Annotated in this window: 14 protein-coding genes; 5 read left to right on the top strand and 9 right to left on the bottom strand. The window is 46.2% G+C overall.

The genetic code is table 11. The features are described 5' to 3' along the window. Positions 1–52: 52 nt before the first annotated feature. Both ACO6UY_RS12550 and ACO6UY_RS12545 read right to left on the bottom strand, forming a co-directional pair. Complete coding sequence (locus ACO6UY_RS12550; RefSeq protein ID WP_422490121.1) at positions 53–1,276, bottom strand: ankyrin repeat domain-containing protein; 1,224 nt, start codon at positions 1,274–1,276, stop codon at positions 53–55. A gap of 275 nt (positions 1,277–1,551) precedes the next feature. Then, positions 1,552–2,373 (bottom strand): M48 family metallopeptidase, encoded by an 822-nt coding sequence (locus ACO6UY_RS12545; RefSeq protein WP_422450124.1) that lies wholly within the window; start codon positions 2,371–2,373, stop codon positions 1,552–1,554. Between the two features lie 316 nt (positions 2,374–2,689). Between ACO6UY_RS12545 and ACO6UY_RS12540 the strand changes: the two genes are divergently transcribed. Beyond that, complete coding sequence (locus tag ACO6UY_RS12540) at positions 2,690–5,377, top strand: hypothetical protein (protein WP_422490119.1); 2,688 nt, start codon at positions 2,690–2,692, stop codon at positions 5,375–5,377. Positions 5,378–5,509: 132 nt separating this feature from the next. Here ACO6UY_RS12540 and metE read toward each other — a convergent pair whose 3' ends face one another. Continuing rightward, entirely contained in the window at positions 5,510–7,801 is a 2,292-nt protein-coding gene (gene metE / locus ACO6UY_RS12535; protein ID WP_422450122.1) for a 5-methyltetrahydropteroyltriglutamate--homocysteine S-methyltransferase, read from the bottom strand. Positions 7,802–7,970: 169 nt separating this feature from the next. Between metE and ACO6UY_RS12530 the strand changes: the two genes are divergently transcribed. Next, the gene (locus ACO6UY_RS12530; protein WP_422450121.1) at positions 7,971–8,903 is read left to right on the top strand and encodes a LysR family transcriptional regulator; all 933 of its coding nucleotides are present in this window, start codon (positions 7,971–7,973) and stop codon (positions 8,901–8,903) included. Positions 8,904–9,160: 257 nt separating this feature from the next. On the opposite strand, the gene ACO6UY_RS12525 is transcribed toward ACO6UY_RS12530, so the two are convergent. Continuing rightward, complete coding sequence (locus ACO6UY_RS12525; protein WP_422490117.1) at positions 9,161–10,144, bottom strand: M48 family metalloprotease; 984 nt, start codon at positions 10,142–10,144, stop codon at positions 9,161–9,163. 362 nt (positions 10,145–10,506) lie between these two features. Between ACO6UY_RS12525 and ACO6UY_RS12520 the strand changes: the two genes are divergently transcribed. After that, on the top strand, positions 10,507–11,532 hold the full coding sequence (locus ACO6UY_RS12520) for a hypothetical protein (protein ID WP_422490115.1): 1,026 nt from the start codon (positions 10,507–10,509) through the stop codon (positions 11,530–11,532). Positions 11,533–11,673: 141 nt separating this feature from the next. On the opposite strand, the gene ACO6UY_RS12515 is transcribed toward ACO6UY_RS12520, so the two are convergent. The 5 genes from ACO6UY_RS12515 to ACO6UY_RS12495 all read right to left on the bottom strand — a co-directional run bounded on the left by ACO6UY_RS12515 (position 11,674) and on the right by ACO6UY_RS12495 (position 15,875). Further along, positions 11,674–13,035, bottom strand: a complete 1,362-nt coding sequence (locus ACO6UY_RS12515) for a hypothetical protein (RefSeq protein ID WP_422461374.1) — start codon at positions 13,033–13,035, stop codon at positions 11,674–11,676. A gap of 371 nt (positions 13,036–13,406) precedes the next feature. Beyond that, complete coding sequence (argC, locus tag ACO6UY_RS12510) at positions 13,407–14,450, bottom strand: N-acetyl-gamma-glutamyl-phosphate reductase (protein WP_422450117.1); 1,044 nt, start codon at positions 14,448–14,450, stop codon at positions 13,407–13,409. 86 nt (positions 14,451–14,536) lie between these two features. Further along, positions 14,537–14,755, bottom strand: a complete 219-nt coding sequence (locus ACO6UY_RS12505) for a DUF3820 family protein (RefSeq protein ID WP_422450116.1) — start codon at positions 14,753–14,755, stop codon at positions 14,537–14,539. Between the two features lie 18 nt (positions 14,756–14,773). Then, entirely contained in the window at positions 14,774–15,502 is a 729-nt protein-coding gene (locus ACO6UY_RS12500) for an LrgB family protein (protein WP_422450115.1), read from the bottom strand. Further along, a complete protein-coding gene (locus tag ACO6UY_RS12495; protein ID WP_422450114.1) occupies positions 15,495–15,875 on the bottom strand; it encodes a CidA/LrgA family protein in 381 nt (126 codons plus the stop codon). Before ACO6UY_RS12495 ends, ACO6UY_RS12500 begins: the two co-directional genes overlap by 8 nt. 473 nt (positions 15,876–16,348) lie before the next feature. Between ACO6UY_RS12495 and ACO6UY_RS12490 the strand changes: the two genes are divergently transcribed. Together ACO6UY_RS12490 and ACO6UY_RS12485 are read left to right on the top strand one after the other, a co-directional pair. Then, complete coding sequence (locus ACO6UY_RS12490; protein ID WP_422490113.1) at positions 16,349–18,106, top strand: chloride channel protein; 1,758 nt, start codon at positions 16,349–16,351, stop codon at positions 18,104–18,106. Between the two features lie 467 nt (positions 18,107–18,573). After that, complete coding sequence (locus ACO6UY_RS12485; RefSeq protein WP_422465514.1) at positions 18,574–19,752, top strand: hypothetical protein; 1,179 nt, start codon at positions 18,574–18,576, stop codon at positions 19,750–19,752. The last annotated feature ends 66 nt before the right edge of the window (positions 19,753–19,818 follow it).

Raw genomic sequence — 19,818 nt, 5'->3', positions numbered from 1 at the left:
ACTGTTCATTTGGACCATACCTCTGCATTAAGCAGAATGTATCATGGCAGAATTATTTATGTACGTTAGTACATCTGAAGCTTTCGCCCTGACCGGAACCTGGATAATGAAGTTTATTAATGTCCGCATTCGGGGTATTGGCGAACAATTGGTCGAATAAGTTCCAGTCATTGATTTCAATCAATGCGCCGAGTAATCCTGCACGCATATCGTCACAGGGTGCCTCAGTGTTACTTATAGCAAGGGTTAACGACCTGATTATCGGTACCGTCAGTTTGTTTTCGTTGTTTATCCAGCTCCATAGCGTCTCACCACTGTCAATAAGTACATCAGTGGCTGCACCAGCGGTCAGCAGGAGATCAACGATCTCGGCCTGGCCGGTGTCAATAGCGATGTGAAGCGGTGTTTTTCCGTACAGTTTCTGGCAGCCTTCCCTTTCACCGTTACTTACCGTCGATTTGTCGGTTCTCTCCCTCATTTCCACTTTCATAAGTAGGTGTCTTACCATTTCAAACCCAAACTGTTTTGACAACCGTGAGGATTGGGCATTGATATTGGCACCCCTGCCAAGCAACAGCCGGATGGCATCATGTTTTCCATGTTCCACCGCAAAATGCAGAGGGGTCCTGCTACCGATGTTGATATCAGCACCTTTGTTAAGCAGAACATCAATGATATTGAGGAAACCATTTGCAGCTGCAAAGTGAAGTGGGCGTCTTATATCCGGGGCGTGGCCATTAATGTCGGCACCGTAGTCAATAAGAGCTGTTATGGCCGCTTCATGACCATTAAATACCGCAAGCTGAAGCGGAGTCTCAGGGTAATCCGCTGTTGTGAGCGCATTGACGTCGGCACCCTGTTTGACAAGATGCCTGATAGTCGCCTCATCACCTTTGCCAGCGGCGCAGTGGAGGGCAGTTATCCCGTCCTTGGTGCTGGCATTGGCATTGGCACCGTGTTCAAGCAAGCCATTGACAATATCAGAGCGACCTCCGGCGGCTGCCACGTGGAGTGGCGTCTTCTCAGAGTACAAACAATGAGTAATTTTACGTTTACACATTGGGCAACCAATATCGGCATGACCTGGACCACTTAGCCACTTATCAATGCACGACTTGTGATGGATATGGGTGCAGGGAAACATTGCTGCAATGGGACTTTTATCCAGACCATCAAGGCAGATAACGCATTTTTCAGTTTCTTTACCCTCTCGTTCAGAGACTAACGGGGCTGCTGGTGGTATCCGATTACAATCGTTGAATGAGAAGGTATTCACACTTAAATATCCCCGTTCTAACTTATAATTTGAACTGTCTGATTAATGGGTCTGACTGACCCATCGGCTATTAGTTCAGTTCCTCATGCAGAAAAAGCCGGGCCCCTTACTTCTCAGAAGCATCGATCGAAAAATACGCGAAAATGGTTGGAAAGAAATCAGTGTCTTTGACGAAGAATGGATTGGCCGGGGCTCATAACAGTGTTGAGTAATCTATGATTACCACAGGTTTTTAGTAGCGGTATGGATCCGGCCAATCCCGTAGAACTTATGGATTAATTGCTTTTGCTAATCGCCTGCCTGTAAAGATGATCCACTTTCCTGATATTGGCATTCAGCCCGTTTATACGGGTATCGTGGGAAGGGTGTGTGCTCATAAATTCCGGCACACTGCCACCACTTTGCGCTGACATCTTTTTCCACAGGCTGACAGAAGCCTCCGGGTTATATCCAGCCCTGGCCATCAGCTCTAAACCGATAAGGTCAGCCTCGGCCTCATTGGTACGACTATTAGGCAAGGTAAGCGCATAATTTACCACGGTACTGCCAACACTCATTAACTCAGGACTGACCCCCAGCAGAATCCCCAGGGTATCCTGCCCCAACTGCACTGCATAGGCCTGAGACATAGACTCCCGCCCATGTTCCCTGAGTGCATGAGCCATTTCGTGTCCCATAATGGCGGCAATTTCATCATCCGTCAGCTTCAGAGTGTCAATAATGCCGGTGTAAAACATAATCTTGCCCCCGGGCATGCAGTAGGCATTCAGCTGTTTATCCGTCATCAGATTAACTTCCCACTGCCAGCTTCGGGCATCCTGCCTGAACACACCAACATGGGACACCAGCCGGTCAGCAATCCTGCGCAGACGTTTCACATCTGCTGACTTGCGGTTCAGCACTTCTTTTTCCCGAGCTTGATTCAGAGCTTCCTGATAAGCCCTGGCAGACATGGCATTCACCTGGCTTTCAGAGAGCAAAGAGAACATTTTCTGCTCACGCTGAACACCAATAGTCCCTGAGTTGGTTGTTGATACCGTCTGACACCCTGCCAGAAAAATACTCAGGCTCACGACCAGAACTTTTAACCATTTCATCCCCAATACCTGTTTCTTCACAACGTTATGACTGCCATTAAACCAAAATCACTACCGGTAAGCACGGCTATCTCGGTATTTAATAGCAAGTTATTGCACAATTCACCCGAGGTATTGATAGCGGACATAATAAAAATAATTAAGAATTACACTTATATACAATTCCAGACTACTTTTATTCCTGATTGTTTCAAAGACACATGACTAACCATTTACAGGTAAAGAGATCATCAAGACACACATACTAAATACTGGCTGATTCGCCACCTGATATTCCTATTTCATCAGGCAATTAAAAACCATTAAGGGTAGTTAAATGGACGGCATTCACTCTAAAACCTATCAACAGACATCTCCCTTGGTTAAACTGTTAACACAACCCCTTCAGGAAGCAGGACCATCAAAGCCTTCTGTCATTAGTATTGCCCCAACCAGATATTTACCGGGCGCACAGGGTGAAATCCCATTTTTCAGGTCATTCACTCATCAATCTGTTGGTATGCCACATCAGGAAATCTCATACTCAACAACTCACAATGATAGCGCAGTTGACTCTCCAATACTGGCATCTATTAAAGCTTCAGATAATGCAGCCAGCATAAATCGTAAAAGAACAAACCCTGATTATTCAGCAAATAAAAAAAATGAACAATGCAACAAGGAACCATTAAATACTTCAAACGAAACCTCAGTCAAAAGATTGAGACCACATGAACAAAAAATAGCAAAGCCGGACAATAAATATTCATCGTTTAAATACCATAACAGAGACAAAAAGGATAAGGAGTGCATCTCAATTGATCAAATGAATAATAAATCTGGAAGAATAGCCAGCGCCATCGCTGAATGCAGAAGAAGAAAAAAACTGACTAAGCTATATTCTGACATCAATCATGTTCTTAAAGATATAACAACTATAAGCATCAAACCAACAAAAAGAAATTTACTATTAACCTGCATCGGGATTGTAAAAAAGAAAAGTGCCCCCAATCATACCTGTCCTAATCGTAAAAACAGGAAAACATTATCCTACTCAGCCAACACTAACCCAAAAACAAAGAAATTTATAAAAAATCTCAATGAAGCCAATCGCCGAAAAGAAATTCGTGAGCTAATTAATGAACTTTACCAATCCATTCCGGGAACACACCGCAAAAAAAATAGCGAACATATCACGCTCAAGAAATTTCTGTCATTTATTACCAAGAACCCAGAATTAAAAACATCACAAACCCAAGCAAATCAAAACTTATCTTCAGTGATAAATAAGGAATTAAGTCCAAGATTAAAACCGAGACCAAAACCAAGGTTAAGACCAGAATTAAGATCAAAACCAGAATCTAGCTTAAGATCAGAAGAAAATATAGATGAAATAATATATTTTAATACAAAAATAGAAAAAACTGCCAAAACAGACACAAATAGAAAAAAAGGTGACAACACACAAAAAGACACAAACGAAGAAACAACCACAAGAAAAGACAAAATCACAGAGCCAGAAATGGTTTCAGAAACAGAAACTGATTCAGAAATAGAAATTAATTCAGAAAAAGAAACTGATTCAGAAACTGATTCAGATACAGATACAAAAGCAAGCATGACAACCAGTAAAAAAACAAACTTAGATAAAAAAACAGATAAAGCAATAAATCTTAAAATAGCAGAAGTTTCAGCAACAGCTCCCTTAGAAGAACCCGATGGTATAATAGAACCTGATTCACCTTATATAAAAACAGCTACTTTTGACTCATTACATGCCATTAAAGAGCCTGCAAACAGTAATAGCCAAGTTAACTCCATGATACAGAAAACGTTGCAAAAACCAGGGGAAACAGGAAAAACACTCGAGTATTCTGAGCAACCCTGGATTTCAGCCCCTGATTTTCAGTTTCTTGAGCAGGAGTTAGTATGCTATGAAAAAGAGCCGTGCAAAACCGTTGATGAATGTTCATGGAACAGTCCGAAGGAGACTAAAGATACCCATTCTCTTGTTACCCCATCCCACTCCGCTATTCCAAGTCCACAGGAGCAAAACGAACAGGTGCAACCCCATACCTGGATTCCATCCCCCCCATCTCATCCTGATATCAGCATATACAAACCACAAACTGGCACCAATGAAGAACTGTATCCAACAGGTGACTTATCTATAATGAAGGCCGTTGCTCCACAGGAAATTTTCCCATGGCCACCTTGTCAACAGATGCACGATGACCACTCTTCAGGATCATCCTGCACTTTGCAACCACAAACCGGGGAAGCACCGTCTTCAGAAGATGAGGCTATCCCCTTTGTCTTCCAGCAATACAGCCCCGGAGGGAGAGGGGCTGTACCGGATGAGATATGGGGTTATCCAGCTTCAGGACATGAGACAACACCCTATGGCTTTCAACAACACAACCCTGAAGAAAGAGGGGCTGCTCCAATTGAGGCCCTGGGTGTTCCAGCTTCAGGACATGAGACAACACCCTCTGGCTTTCAACAACATACCCCTGAAGGGAGAGAGCCTGCACTATACGATATGACAGAAACTTTACCATTAGCATCAACACCAGAGCTATTTCAGGTAGCTCCCCAAGATACCCCACTGATAACATATTTAAAAAATCAGATTGTCAAACTGAAGACGAGGCAGGCAGACCTGGAGTATAAAGACAGGAAAACTAAAAATTTCTTAAATGGAGTCATAAACGAAAACCTGCAATTATCAAGAAAATCATTAACTCTTGAACAGGATCTGGAAATGCTTAAAAAAGAATTTGCACTACTCCAGAAAAAAGATCAACTATCAGAGAGCCTGGTAAAATTTGCTTTTCATGATGAACAAAAAAAGGTGGCTGACCTTGAACAAAAACTCAACGCTTTACAGGCCGAACGGCAGCTGATGATTGATAAAATAGAAAAATCAGATAGAGAAAAATCCCAGTTAAAAGAAGCCCTGAAAAATAATCAAACCAGAACAAAAAAGACAGAGCAAAAAATTTATAAAAGCCTGAGATTATAAAATAAAAAATACGGTACTTTTCCTATATTATTTAAGCAAGTGTAAAAAGCTGGGCTCTTTTTCAGATTTACTACTCATGACCCAGCTTTTTTTCTTCAGCCAGCTTTTTTTTTCAGGTAGTGGTAACCTCACTTAACCGGATCTTAATATTTTCGCAGCTGCAACCATATTTCTTAAAGCGTCTTCTACCTCCTGCCAGTCTCTGGTCTTTAAGCCACAGTCCGGATTTACCCATAAACGCTGTTTGGGTATTTTTTGTGCCGCTTTAGTCATCAGCTGTTGAATCCACTGAATACTGGGCACATTTGGCGAATGAATATCATAAACTCCGGGTCCAATCTCATTCGGGTATTCAAACGCTTCAAAAGCATCCAGCAGTTCCATATCTGAGCGGGAAGTTTCTATGGTGATGACATCCGCATCCATGGCGGCAATATATTCAATAATGTCATTAAACTCGCTGTAACACATATGGGTATGGATTTGGGTTTCATCTTTGACGCCACTGGCAGCAATGCGAAAGCTCTTCACCGCCCACTCCAGGTAAGCAGGCCAGTCTGCTTTTCTCAAAGGCAAGCCTTCCCGAATGGCTGGCTCATCAATCTGAATAATGCCAATACCCGCATTCTCCAGATCAACAACTTCATCTCTTAAGGCCAACGCTAACTGGAGACAGGACGTTTCCCTGCTCACATCATCTCTTGGAAATGACCAGCAAAGAATGGTAACCGGCCCGGTTAACATGCCTTTAACCGGCTGGCTGGTCTGCTCCTGGGCATAGCGGCTCCATGCAATGGTCATCGGCTCAGGGCGGCTGATGTCACCAATAATAATGGGGGGTTTTACACAGCGACTGCCATAGCTCTGTACCCAGCCATTGGCTGTGAAGGCAAACCCTTCCAGCTGCTGGCCAAAGTACTCAACCATATCATTACGTTCTGCTTCGCCATGGACAAGAACATCCAAACCAAGCGACTCTTGCCTTTTAATGGTCTTGCGTATTTCCGCTTGCATCGCTTCGATATAAGACTGCTCATCCAGCTCCCCTTTGCGAAACTGTAAGCGCTTCTGTCGTATCTCCCGTGTCTGGGGAAAAGAGCCAATGGTGGTTGTAGGAAATTCAGGCTGATTCAGTTTTTCATGCTGTAGCCTTGCCCTTACCGCATAAGGTGAGCGACGATGATCAATATCCCTGTCATCATTTAATGACGTCAACCGTTGTTCTACCGCTGTATTATGAACCCGCTGAGAGTGTTGCCTGGCAGATACCGCTTTTTCGGCCTCGGAAATCAATGTCAACACCACCGGGTCCTGTGCCTGATGCCCTCCGGATAAAACCCGACCAATCACGGAGACCTCTTCACACTTCTGCCTGGCGAAGGCAAACCAGGATTTCAGCTCGTCATCAAGCTCGGTTTCCTGCTCCAGATCAACCGGAACATGCAGTAATGAGCAGCTAGGCGCTACCCACAGCCGATCACCCAGCCGCTCCTCTGCCTCCTTCAATTGCCGCACTATCTGCTGCAGGTCGGAGCGCCATATATTCCGACCATTAACAACACCCGCTGATAAAACCTTGTAGGCAGGCAGGCGATCAAGCAGTGCCGGTAACTGATCCGGATCCCGGACCAGATCAATATGCAGACCATCCACCGGCAGATTAACGACCGTGGTCGTAGTACCATTGAGACCACCAAAGTAGCTGGCCAACAGAATTTTTACATGGCAACTCTGCAACCGGTTATATACCGATTCAAACGCCTGATGCCATTCCAGTGGAAGATCCAGAGCCAGAATGGGCTCATCAACCTGTACCCACTCCACATTCATTTCAGCCAGTCTGGCCAGAACTTTGCCATACACCTCGACAACACTGTCAAGCAACTCCAATCGGTCAAAAGACTCGCCCTTGACTTTACCAAGCCACAGCCAGGACAGCGGGCCAATCAGTACCGGTTTTGCCCTGAGGCCCTGTTCAATAGCCTCAGCGGTTTCATCCAGAATAGCGGTGTTAGACAATTGGAACTTCTGGCCTTTGTGCAACTCCGGCACTATGTAATGGTAGTTAGTATCAAACCATTTAGTCATTTCACAGGCTGCTGCTGGTTCTCCGGTAGGTGCTCGACCTCGGGCCATACGAAAAAGGGTATCAATATCACCAGGGTCCGCTTCCGAAAATCGCTCCGGCACCGCACCCAGCATCAAAGAGTGGCTCAGCACCTGGTCATACCAGGCAAAATCACCCGTCGGAATCAGATGAATACCTGATTCTTTCTGCAACTGCCAGTGTCGTTTACGCAGGCGACGGCCTTCTTCCAAAAGCTCTGCCCTGGACAGGTCACCGCGCCAGTAACTTTCCTGAGCCTTCTTCAGCTCACGGTTAGCACCTATTCGGGGAAATCCAAGGTTATGGGTAGTGATCATGAAATAACTCCGGGCTGATCGTCAGACTTATTGTTTTCAGGATGGATCAAAGAGTAGTCACGATTCTGTTGGAGAGTTAGAATTGAATCAAACTCATTTTTCTAATAATAAAAATGAAAAAAACTAATAATGATGCTCTTGTGAACTGACGATAGAAGAAAGGCAAACAATGACAATGCAAAACCTGGGTCTTGAGTTACGTTACCTTAAAACACTGAAAGCCATTCACCAAAGCGGCAGCCTGGTAGAAGCCGCCAGCCGTTTACATCTCACCCAATCCGCTTTGTCCCATCAGTTGAAAGAGCTGGAGCATCGTATTGGGATGGAAGTGTTTATCCGTAAATCCCGGCCACCCCGGTTTACCACTGCCGGGTTAAATATTCTGGAGCTGGCTGAAGAAGTGCTGCCAAGATTCAAGGCTACAGAACAACGCCTGATGAGATTGGCGGGCGGCAAAGCCGGACGGTTGCATATTGCCATTGAGTGTCACAGTTGTTACCAGTGGCTAATGCCAACCATCACAGAGTACCGGCAACACTGGGCAGAAGTAGAAATGGATTTCTCCACTGCCTTTAATTTTGCCCCCTTACCGGCTCTTTCCCGGGGTGAACTTGATCTTGTGGTCACGTCTGACCCAGTGCCCATTGATGGCATCGAGTACATCCCCCTTTTTCGTTATGAGATGCTGCTGGCCATTGCCAGGACACACCCATTAAAAGAACGAGAGTTTGTCACACCTCTTGACCTGCAACAGGAAGTACTGATCACCTACCCTGTTGAACAAGGTCGTTTGGCGGTCTTCTACGATTTTCTTGACCCGGCAGATATTGAGCCTGCTGATATCCGTACAGCAGAGTTAACATTGATGATGCTGCAGCTGGTTGCCAGCCAGAGAGGTGTTTCTGCACTGCCATGCTGGGCACTGGCGGAATATCTTGATAAAGGGCACGTTGCGGCAGTTCGACTTGGTAAAGAGGGGTTGTGGTCAACACTGTATGCAGCGATTAGAGCAGAACAAAAGGAGCAACCCTATATTGCCAGCTTTATTACCTCAGCCAGAGAAACCTGTTTTGCAACCCTGAATGCTATAAAGCCAGCATAATCAGGTAATACCAATTCCGCCTTCTAAATATGATATCGAGCAAGTCATTTTGGACAGCTGGGCAAGGCGGAATGACGAGTAATAGCAGGGCTATTGCGAGGAATTCCAACGAAGATCCAGCGGTTCAAAATGGCTGCGCAGTTCATATTTAGAAGGTGGAATTGGTATAAACACAGGGATCATAAGTTTTAACCAGATGATCGGACACTTTCGGCAACGGCAACTGAGTTGCTCCCGGGAGACTGACCAAACAGCCATTAAAGTTCATATTCGAGCCCCAGCCCAAGCACCTCTGGCGTGTTCAAATAATAGGCCTGTAAAACATCGCCATGGTGTTTCAGGGCATTCATGCGGGTCTTGCTGGTCGGGTGTGCTGAAAGGAATATATTGACCACTTCTCGCAAACTTCCACTATAAGCGATAGCCCTGCCCCAGACTCTGGAGCATTCTGAAGGGTCATATCCAGCCAAGGCTGTCAGGTAGATGCCTATTTCGTCAGCCTGAGTTTCACGATTCTGCAAAATTGAGTTGGCAAAGGGAATACTGGCCAGGGCCAGCTGATTCAGAAAAAAGACATCACTTAAACCCTGCCCCATGTGCCTTGCCAATATATGGCCCATTTCATGTCCCAGAAAACAGGCCATGCCAGCCTGATTTTTCGCCAGAGGAAAAGACGAATGATAAATCGCAATATTATAGCCACTGGTTGCAAAGGCATTGGGAACACCACTATTCATGGTTGAGATTGTCCAGTAATCGGCAGGGATATCAAAAACCTGCTCAGCAACGGCCGTTAAACGTTTGGCTACCGGGTCGAGAAATTCGGAGTATTTCTGTTCAAGCTCGCGGGATGTCTCCTCACGCAGGACCCAGTCCTGCAATTGTGCTAATTTGTAAAACCCCCAGCCAAGTGGCAGGTGAAGGTAATCGAAAGGGGTCTTTAAATACGTTCGGGATACCACGGAAAGAGTCCCAAGCGCAGCCCCGGTCAGGAATGCCCTGACCGTAAAATCAATAAAAAACGGGTTGGCACTGTTTTTTGTGATTGCCGATGCAAGGCCAGTCCAACTGACGCCGATCATTGTACCAACAGTGCCACTGGCAACCGATGCAAGGCCATTGTTTTCAAACTCTTCCAGCAGGCTTCTATCAACAACTCGATGGAGATTATTGATAACATCGTTTCTATTTAATGTATGAACCTCTTGATTCCCATGAGCGCTGGAAACGCAGGAAAGCAAGTAAATACATACAGTTAATGAGGTTATGGATAAACACTTGACTCTGGAAAACACCTTCAATCCTCTAAAATGATTCGACCCGCTATAGAGTTCAGACAAGAAAAATATAGTTTGGTTCCATCATTCTATTCAATCAGGGTTCGCCATTACCAATATCTGTATGGAGCAGTTGCCGAGAGTGATCGCCCATTTAGTCAGAAACATATGATTCCTTTTGGCCAACTACCTACACCATCTTGTTCTAAAAAACTCTCTTGAATATATTCAAATAAAATTAAATTTCACCAGTTATGGAACTTTTCATCAAAAAAAATAACTAATTTATATCATTATTAAAATAAACTTCGCTAAAGGAAGTCATTATGGATATTTCCACCACACCAATTACCCCCGATGCCAACATCCAACGACCTCTTGCAAAAAAGTTCCACGGACAAGTTGCAAAAAAGCTCCACGGACAAACCATGACAAATGGCCGGATAAAACCAGCAAAATCCTGTACATTCATGCTTAAAGAAGGTTCAGAGCCACAACAAGATGTAGAGCAGTCAAAGCCCAGACATATATCACCGCAAGAGAGAACCGTAATTGAGTTTTCAAGATTTTGTTCAAGCACTTTTCATTCAAACGCCGACAGTAGAAGCAGCAAATTTCTGGACAAACAATACTCCGAGGATGCTGAAACTGTAGTAACAAGCTTTTGCATTATGATGCGATTGTTCAGCCATACCCACGAAAGCCTTTTTCGTGATATTACCGATACGATTGGAGTCACCTATGATAGTAAAAAAAATTCCTTGCAAACTCTGAAAGGATTAATTCATTTAAAAAAATACGATAATATCCCTGGCATTAAAGCAGCACGAAATGCTATCCCCGGTAAAGTAAAAGCAGCTCCCCATGCAGCAAACTCTGAAACAGGCCTCCTGAAATGCCAAAGTTCAGTTCAAACAGTAACTCGCAGATTCCGGAAACATCCCATAGCGGAAACAACATCTACAGTCAGAAGCCAGGGTAAATCACACTCAGAAGGAGAAGCGAACTCCCGGCCAATTAAGAAAAGAAAGGTAACTTGCCAAAACAAATCTTCTAAAAATCACCCTAAAAGAACTAAAGCAAGATTAGATGCGGTTAAAGACACTATTAATGCCTGCCTGCAAGAGCCAACCTCAAAAAAAGATATTGAAATTACCATCAATCGTATATTTCGTCGAGGCAAACACTGGAAGAATCTGACATCTCTGAGAACCAGCCTGAGACGCTGGTTTTACGATCTTAATCCCTCTATGACCCAGGGATTTAAAAAAGAAGAAATTAAAAAGGCAGAAGAGGTTTTTGCAAGGCTTATGGGGGTCTATCCATCATCAGGAACAAAAACAAAAACCTAGGTCATCGTTAACCTTCGTTATTTGTCAAAGTTGATGGCAAGTCGCTATTCCCTGGCTGCTGCGCTACTTCCATCTGCTGTTTGAACTGGTCAAGCCGTTAAGCGACAGAGAATACATACTTCCTGCAGGCAGCCAGTAACGCTATGAAATTAAACAGTAATCAGAATTTTCATTATTTTCATTATGCCTGTTTCGTAATCGATAAGCTTCATTTTCGGCCTGCCGGTATTGTTGCCGATAAGGCTCATTTCCAGCCTGCCTGTTTTGCTGTCGATAAGGTGCATTTCCAGCCTGCCAGTTTTGCTGTCGATAAGGTGCATTTCCAGCCTGCCGGTTTTGCTGTCGATAAGGCTCATTTCCAGCCTGCCGGTTTTGCTGTCGATAAGGCTCATTTTGCAGTCTATAAGCTTCATTTCGATATAAGTCATACTCCGCTGGCGATACGCTATAGCCACAGATTTCCTGATAATCCGCATGATCAAAGATGTGATTTTCATCCGCTTTATCAAACAGCGGGTCAATGGGACCAAGCAAAGTGGACATAAGGTAGAAGCCTTCTGTAAAGGGAAAAGCTGCGCCCTGGTGCCCCTTCACTTCTCTCATTTCTGATTGGAAATCGTCAACAACATGAACGTTTGGCTGCTCATCTGCCTCGTTCATCCACTCGACTGATGACTCTAGATCAGTACAGGCAACCAGGCACACCGGACTCCTCTCAGCCTTTCGGTGTTTCAGTAATTCAAAAATATGCTCTTTAGAGCCTCCGTTATTGGGCTCACCATCATTAAATACATAGATAATACGGGGGGGAGATTTCGGAGAACGTTCAGACTCTTCTATGCTTTTTAACATAGCAGGATAGAGCGGGGTTGAAGGGAGTCTCTTAGCCCTGAAAATACTGTCCAGACACCTCTTCATCTGCATCGCAACCTCGGCTGGCGTGCCACCGGTATCAATTGGTGGGAATTCCTGAGTGAAACTTTGAATTTTTATTCCCATCACCGGAATATGGGCTAATAAATCGGCAACATGACTCAACCGATAGACCGCCTCTTCAAACCTGGACATTCTTACTCCGACCTCAGGATGTACCATGCCATCCTGGGTATCCATTGACATGCTGTTATCAATAATAAAATGCAGTTCATAATTTTTCAGGGCGGCCAGTCGATAGGCCAGCCAGGTTGATCCGTTGATTGAACCACCCAGCACCTGCTGGATCGCATATTGCTGCTCAGGTGTAAATGCTCGTTGAAACTTTTCTATGGGCGAGGGAAACGAGGTGGTTATTGATGGTTGAGAGCCAACCCCGGACTGTTGGTCATCGGTTCCCGGGTATGGAGGCGGAGGATCCGAGTATGGAGGAAGATCCGGGTATGGAGGAAGATCCGGGTATAGTTGCGGGCGAACAGTGGCTGTTGATACAACACCTTGCGCCAGATAATCAACGTTTCTCACCTGCCCCGAATTGGTATTGGGACGGTCACTGGGAGCATGTGCCAAATGTTGTCTATTGGGATCTTGTGAATTTAAGGAGTATCCAAAGTAATTCACTGATTCTCGATGGCCAGAACCAGCGGGTAATCGACATGCGTCGGATGAGGAAAGAGGCGCTTGTGATTGTGGATAGGTTACCTGCTGGTTATTAACAGGATTTGCTTGATGACCTTTCGTGTCCATAGCTAAAACCTCTGTATATTATTTTTTCTTTAGGCCATCAAAAATAGACAAAAAAATAAGAGAATAAAATTTCTGTTAAAAAAAATAAAAAATTTACAATTAACTTGAAATCAGACAAAACCCAATGCCTCCCTCTGATTGCTAAACCAGAGAGAAGCAGCGCTTTTTTATGACTATAATGATACCGTCTCTTATCAAGGCATAGCAGCAGGGAAGTCCAGGCCGGTCATTTCATCCAGTCCAAACATTATGTTCATATTCTGAACGGCCTGGCCTGCTGCCCCTTTGACCAGGTTATCAATAACAGACAATATCACCACCGTATCCCCGCCCTGTGGACGATGGATGGCTATACGACACTGGTTACATCCGCGAACCGACCGGGTTTCCGGGTGGCTGCCCACAGGCATAACATCAACAAAGGGCTCATCGGCAAAGGTACTCTCATACAACCCTTGAAGGTCAATACTATGATCTTTGACGGTGCAATACAGCGTGGAGTGGATACCGCGGATCATTGGGGTCAAATGGGGAACAAATACCAGGTCGCCGGTAAATGGCGATACCCCCGTTTCTGGCATGCGCTCAATACCCTGGCGAATTTCCGGCAAATGACGATGACCGGCAACACCATAGGCCTTGAAAGACTCGGAGGCTTCGCAGAGCAGCGTGCCCACATTGGCACCACGGCCAGCGCCGCTGACTCCCGATTTGGCATCGACAATGATATTGCCACTCACCAGCCCTGCCCTCAACAGGGGTAATAAACCCAGCTGCGTTGCCGTTGGGTAGCAGCCGGGGTTGGCCACCAGCCGGGCGCTGGCAATATCGGCACGGTTCATTTCTGGCAGGCCATAGACCGCTTCTGCCAATACCTCCGGGCAGACATGCTCAAGACCATACCACTGCTGCCACAGCGCTGTATCGCGCAAACGAAAGTCAGCCGCCAGATCAATCACCCGAACACCGGCAGACAGTAATTCCGGCACAGACTCCATGGCAATACCATTGGGTGTGGCAAAAAACACCAGGTCACATGAGGTCAGCTGTTGGTTATCCGGAAGCGAAAAGTTCAGATCAAGCTTTCCCCGTAACCCGGAAAAAAGTTCACTGACCGGCTTTCCCGCTTCAGAACGGGAGGTGATCATACGCAACTCAACATTTGGATGAACCGATAGCAACCGCAACAGCTCCGCTCCGGTATAGCCCGTTCCACCGACAATCCCCACTTTAATCATCTGCTGCTTCCGTTACGTCTGGATTATTGTTTGAACCGGCGATCTTACCAGAACTCTCCGGGATATCGTCGCTCCAATGAAGGAGACTACTGAGTGATTTTTAATGGCGTAATCAGGTCATTCAACCCATTGACCTGAATCTCCAGAGTCAATGCCAGCAGCTTACCCAGCTCACCCTCCGGAAACCCTTTGCCAGCAAACCAGAGAAGATAGGGCTCTGGCAGGTCGATCAGTCTTCTGCCCTGATACTTCCCGAAAGGCATGGTCTGGTTGGCGATTTTGAGCAGGTCTTCTTTATCGAACATCGGGTTTTCTCAGGCTAATTACAATAATAGGCGGATCAGCCATGGCACAAGCAGCGGCATGTAGACAGCACACAGGCACATTCCCAGGCTGGAATAGACTCCCATGGTCAGATCCAGCTCAAAAGCCCGGGCCGTGCCGCCTGCATGAGCGTTTACGCCCATGGCAAAGCCAATGGCCCTTGGATCAGTCACGCCAAACTTGCGACACAGTGCTGGCCCCACCAGCGATCCATAAACGCCGGAAATAATGACTACCGCCGCTACCAGGGAAATAATAGCGCCATACTGTTCGCCCATCACCAGGGCAACCGCTGTGGTTACGGCTTTGGTAGAAATGGATAACACCACGTCTCTTGAGCCGCCGGTTGCCAGAGCCATCCCCATACCCATAAACGCCGCCAGCAATCCACCGATCAGTAATGTACACAGAAGAGGTCCCGCTAACTGACGAAGAGTGTGCAGCTGTCGTGACAGAGGAACCGCCAGTGCTACCGTAAATGGTGCCAGCAACATCTTCAGCAACTCGCTGTGCCTGGTATACACATCGGGCTCAAGTGGAGAACAGTGAATCACCAGAAAAACCAGCAGACTGGTGGTAAACAGCGGGTGAAACCACCCTTTGCGCCCCATACGATTAAACAACTTTTCCGCCAGCAGGTAAGCGCCCAGATTGATCAACAAAATGGCAACCGGGTTGTTCATTTGCCGCTGTAATAGTCCGTAAGAGAAACTGATCACCTCATCCATGATGATTCTCTCCGCAGGTGCTGGCAAAGCGTTTCAGCAGCCATTGCAGAAGAACAGCCGTTAACACCAGAGAAACAGGAGTCGCCACCAACATGGCCAGAGCGATAGGCAGCCATTGCTGCAAGAGCAGGTCACTCAGGAAGAAAATACCAACACAGCCCGGGATAAACAGCACGGCCAGGTAACGGATACAGAACTGGCTCACCGTATCCAGCGACTCACTGACACCGCCAGACAACTGAAGATAAATAACCAGAAGTATCAACCCCATCACAGAGCCCGGAACTGCAAGACTGAATGCGTCACTTAATACATCACCCAGCACGGTAAAAAACAGCAAAATGACAATGCCTGACAGCGTTCCTGATGACATCGTTCGATCTCTCCTGAAGCAGCTATATGCTGCGCACTAGTACATGGTTTCAATGTAATTGATGGGTTCCTTCTATCAATGACTTCCAGGCTCCGTTCGTCCTGAGCGCCCTTCGGCTCGGCTCAGGGTGCACGAAAGAAGGGTGTAAACACCATACCCTGAATAAAGACTGTGCCAATCACCCTTCGACTCCGCTCAGGGTGAACGGAGATTGTACACATCAAATCATCGAAATAATGTGCAAAAATCGTTCAATCATACCTGAAAAGTAAAACACTGTTTTAACAGGTAGAGAGACGCAATGACAATCCGGTAAACTGCAAACTACATACGTCAACCGACGTTATTTAATTCCGGCATAAGCGATTACTGAAGCCCATAACCCTGAAAAAGTCATATTTTCACCCCATGCCAGGAAACAAAATCATCTGATAACCGCTCAGCAACGGAACAACTTTACCCAGGCGGCGTCTATGCTCAACAACCCCTCGATACAGAATTTAAGGCTGCGTCTGGCGCAATCAGAAGCGCTGCCACAACTGACCCTGATGGCATTGATGACCGGATTGCTGGCCGGAGGCTTTCTTATCGCCTTTGAGGATTTGCTGTTTTACTTTGGCGTTGTTTCTCAGCGTGCCCTGATACCTGAACAGGTATTTGCAACGCTGGCATCGGTGGAAAGTGGTTATGAAGCTCTCCCTCCCCTGGTTCGTTTCCTGTCACCTGTCGGGGGAGCCATTGCCCTGATCCTGTTAATCAAGCGCTGTCCCCCCGGGCAAAGAAGCTTTGGCATTGCCCATGTGATCGAGCGCTTGACCCTGAACAGGGGCTGGTTACCCATTACCGGCACCATCACCCAGTTTTTGACGGCACTGATCGCGCTGGTCAGTGGCTTCTCGGTGGGGCGTGAAGGGCCTGCGGTACATTTGGGCGCAGGAGCAGGCAGCTTTCTGGGCCAGATGCTGAAACTGCCAGCCAACACTCTGGGAGTACTGGCGGGTTGTGGTACTGCCGCAGCCATTGCCGCACTTTTCAATACGCCCATGGCCGGGGTGATCTTTGCCATGGAGGTAGTTATGAAAGAGTATTCACTGGAAAGCTTTATTCCGGTCATGGTATCCGCTGTGGTGGCTTCCGTTCTGACCCAAACGGTTTACGGCCCTAACCCGGCTTTTCAGATCCCGATCATTCCTTCTGCCGTACCCGAAGACCTGATGCTGACGGCGATCACTGCGGTCATTATTGGCCTTCTTGCCGCAGCGTTTATTCAAATTAATATCTTTGCCATGCAAAAGCGCCAGAATAAGGTCGTATTCCCACTGTTAATCGCAGGGCTTCTAATGGGCATAGTCGCCGTTCTGGTCCCTGCAACCATGGGCATTGGCTATGACACCATTGAAGCCCTGCTGAACGGCGACGAGGTAAATCTGCAGTTTCTCTTTATCCTGCTGGCGGCCAAGCTGGTGATTACACCACTGGTCATCGGTCTGGGCGTTCCCGGCGGAATGATCGGACCATCGTTGATGATCGGAGCCGCAGTCGGTGCCTGCTGTGCTATACTGGCTGACCAGTTGCCGGGGGTTTCTACCAATATCACCTTTCATGTCATCACCGGGATGATCGCCATGATGGCGGCGATCTTTCAGGCTCCGTTGACGGCCCTGATTACCGTGCTGGAGCTGACCCACAGTTCCCAGATTATTCTGCCAGCCATGTTGGCTATCGTGATCGCCTGTCTGACCTCCAGCCAGATCTGTGGCCAACAGAGTATTTTTGCCATGCAGTTCCTGGCACGTGGACAGAGTATTCAGCTTTCCCCAATGGCTCAGTTGTTGAATCGAACAGGGGTTGCGGGTTTGATGGATAGACAGCTGGTGACATTATCGTCAGAGTCTGTACCAAATGAACTCAGGAGGATAAACAGCACAAACAGTCATTGGGTCGTCCTGGGCGATCGACAACCCGGGCAAATTATCAGAACTAAAGACTTGCTTGAATGTCAAAAGCAAGAGGAGGATGTAACCAGTCAGATAAGAGACAACGTTGTTATACAGACACTGCCCATTGATATGCAGTCTACCTTATATGAAGCTCGTAAAATCATGCTTGATAAAGGTCTCGATGTATTGCTGGTCATGGAAAAGAACGGGCGGAAAAAAGTAGAAATATGCAACGCTGTTGGTGTTATTACTCTGCAATCAATTGAGCGTTTTCTCAGTAACGCACAGTAGTTGTACATTAATGACGAATAATGATGCTTGAGACATTCAGCCAGCAAGAATATTTGATAGATTCACGTCTATCGGGGGCAAATGGGTCCCTGTAGCCACTTTATAAACGATTAGAAAGCGAGAAGATCAATAAAAGGGTGTAACCGATGGAAGTCAACCAGTTGGGAGCAACCTCAAACGTTGGCGCTCTGCCAGAAACGCCAAGTCAAGATGACAATACCACTGAGCCTTCTGCCAGGCCCGGCTTCATGGGGCGTGCAGTCAAGGGCATCCGCCACTCTTTCAGGCGAACCGGGAAAACGCTCGATATTTCAGCAGGGACATCAATGCTTGTCTCAGCCAGAAAAAAAAATCGAACCAACCTTTATTCAGCACTCTCTATTGATGTCCAGGGCATTTCGGCTGAAGCACTGATCAGGGCTAAAGTTAAAGCGTTAGCTACTGGCCAGATAACCGTTACTGATTTCATGTCATGGTATGAGCCTGAGCAAAGAGCCGCCGTTTCCCCAGCAGCTCTTTACACTAATTTCGACAAAATAAAAAAACAGCTGGCGAAATTAATGCAGTTACCTGAAGCAACCAGCCTCTCACAAGACAAGCTTGTGCTTTTAAACGGACAAGCAGAAGAAAAAAATGCTCAAGATTTTGAAGAACTGCTCAACATACCTAAGAAAATGCCAGACATCGACGAAAAACAAAAGGTCATTTTAGAAACAATCCATCAAATCTTTCATGAAATAAAAACCATCCATGACTGTTTACCAGAAGAAGAAGATTCGCCAATTCAACTTAATTCAGGCTGGTGGCCATCATTTGATGAGCAATGTGAAGAAGACAGCCCGGAAGTACCCAATTCCCCATGCTTTAGACTGTTGAGCAGCCCAGAGCTTACTCTTCAGTTACATGAGCATCCAAATACCTATAAAACAATCACCTCCGAATTGACACAGTTAATGAAAGAGTGCGAAACCAGAATTTTAACGGGGGGCAGAGTTCGCCCAAAAGGGTTTTCCAGGGAAGAGTGCAGACGCTTTTTTTTCGCCTGTTGCGTCTGGGAATCTGACGACATTCAATTGATCAACCCGTTACAAAAAGTTAAACCTCAGAAACAGGCGATAACACAGCTGGCAACGCTGATATGCGACCACTTTATGGAAGAAAGCCTGAACAACAGGACTTCTCACTCCTGGCTTACCACCCGTCAAGATAAATACAGAGAAGAAGCCAAACTGGCCAGAGGCCGCTGTGTCCTGGAAGAACAAAAAACCGAACGCGCATTACTGCAAAACATCATCGGCAGACCTCAGGGGCTCCGGGAAGATCTCAGGCTTCTCTGCGACAAAATCTCCGAGTTGATGATCAGCAGACCAGCGTTAATGAGCAGCAGGAAAGATATCAGAAAAAAACTGGTCAAACTCAAAACAGAATCAGAAATATTCCTGGCCGATAGAATTCGGAATAAAGACTTACTGGCAACAAATGACTTCGTCATCTCATGCTATCACGGTTTACGGGCAGCTCTCCGAGATATCCCAAACCCTCCATGGTGGTCGAAAAACTGGCCATACCTGTACGCTGATTATATGAAAGCAAGCAGTGAGGAAAAAACAGTAACGGCTATAGATCCACAGCCCCCAAAGCGTTGAATCAAGAAATTTAAAGCATGCAACTTGATTTACTTTTCTAACCTGTAAGAATGCTTACAAATTCAA

The sequence above is a fragment of the Endozoicomonas sp. ALE010 genome (assembly GCF_049310165.1).
In the GTDB taxonomy this organism is placed as follows: domain Bacteria; phylum Pseudomonadota; class Gammaproteobacteria; order Pseudomonadales; family Endozoicomonadaceae; genus Endozoicomonas.
The sequence above is the reverse complement of the archived record's forward strand: the minus strand, read 5'-3'. Positions and strand labels throughout refer to the sequence as shown.